This is a genomic window from Candidatus Competibacter denitrificans Run_A_D11, from assembly GCF_001051235.1.
Taxonomy (GTDB): Bacteria; Pseudomonadota; Gammaproteobacteria; order Competibacterales; family Competibacteraceae; genus Competibacter_A; species Competibacter_A denitrificans.
This window is the reverse complement of the sequence record NZ_CBTJ020000016.1, coordinates 1-1,337: the sequence shown is the minus strand read 5'-3', so window position 1 is coordinate 1,337 and position 1,337 is coordinate 1. Positions and strand designations below refer to the sequence as shown.

Genomic DNA, 1,337 nt, shown 5'->3' with positions numbered 1-1,337 from the left:
CCGCCTTCTTATCAGGGTCCATCGTCACCCCTTTCTCGCTGAAGGCTTGTTCGACCGTTTCTATGGCCAGTCGAAGCGTCTTTATATCAAGCACTGGCGTACTAACCTGCTGATCTTTCCTATCTTCTTGCTCTTTCTGCGGCCCTTCGCCGGTAGCTAGCCAGAGGAGGTTGATCTTCGCAGCTTTGGTTAAAGCAATCAGGTTGTCCAAAGTAGGTAGGCTCTTGCCGATTACATAATGGCGCACCACCGTAGGCGATACCCCCACCCTGCCCGCAAAAGAGCGCACGCTCTCTTTTCCGATCACTAATCTTAAGCGATCTTTAAACTCGTCACTTTCTCCACCATGAAAATGACCAGAAAGTGACGCGCCCTTTTCTTGGTCAGATTCTCTATATTTCATTGATTTTTTTTAATTTATATAGGTTTTGTTTCCACATACATCCTCTCTAATGCGTCACTTTCTCCACCATGAAAATGACCAGAAAGTGACGCGCTAAATAAAGCTTGACCGATCTTTAAAAAGCGCATTAACATTACGTCATGAAGAGAAAAAAGCGCAATCTAGACCACCCCAGCGACTGGCATAACGCTGATGTTGTGGCTGCTCTCCGTAAAGCGGGCTGGTCGCTACGCAAATTAAGTCAAGCCCTTGGATACAAACCAACAACGCTCTCAGTCGCTTTGCGGCGCCCTTGGCCCAAGGGCGAACGATTAATCGCCGACGCTATCGGGGTTCCACCAGAGGAAATCTGGCCAGGCCGCTATCAGGATAAGTCATCATGAAAGCATGGTATACAGCGCAGGAGTTGGCGTCTTCTAATTTGCCTGGAATACCTAAAACGGTTAGCGCCATCATTCGGCAAGCCAAGAAAGCAGGGTGGAATTTTAGAAAGCGCGCCTTTGGCAAAGGACTCGAATACGCCTTTGACAGCCTCCCGGAAGCTACTCGCCTCGTCCTTTTAAAGGATAGCGCCCGCACTCTCCTTACCCAGACTCCTCTGCCGGTTCACCAAAAAAACCCGCTCGCTACCCTCAATGCCGATCAATTAGCGAGGACACGCGCCGAAGGCGACGCCAAAGCAGCCGCCCTAGACGGCAAAGCGCGCCTTCGCATGGATACCCGATTAGAGGTTTTGCGCCAATTCGAGCGGTATTGTGCGCAAGAAAATGCCTCTCATTGCAAATTCGGCGGCAAATATCACAAAGCGGCCTTTGCCATTGCTTGGAATAAAGGCGAAATCGCCAGTTCCGCGCGCGATCTCATTCCCATTCTCTCCAGCGACAAACTCACTCGCTGGCGAAAGCAATGCCAGCGCGAAGGATTAGCGCGGTTG

General features: G+C 50.6%; 3 protein-coding genes. 2 read left to right on the top strand and 1 reads right to left on the bottom strand.

Going from position 1 to position 1,337, the window contains the following annotated elements; genetic code table 11:
* Positions 1–403 (bottom strand): helix-turn-helix domain-containing protein (locus BN873_RS01825; protein ID WP_139031629.1); only part of this gene is annotated, 403 nt, incomplete at its 3' end.
* A 140-nt stretch (positions 404–543) separates the two neighbouring features.
* Between BN873_RS01825 and BN873_RS19250 the strand changes: the two genes are divergently transcribed.
* Both BN873_RS19250 and BN873_RS01820 read left to right on the top strand, forming a co-directional pair.
* The gene (locus tag BN873_RS19250; protein ID WP_082161037.1) at positions 544–786 is read left to right on the top strand and encodes a helix-turn-helix domain-containing protein; all 243 of its coding nucleotides are present in this window, start codon (positions 544–546) and stop codon (positions 784–786) included.
* On the top strand, positions 783–1,337 hold a 555-nt coding region (locus tag BN873_RS01820; RefSeq protein WP_048670271.1), incomplete at its 3' end, for a DNA-binding protein. The genes BN873_RS19250 and BN873_RS01820, both read left to right, overlap by 4 nt.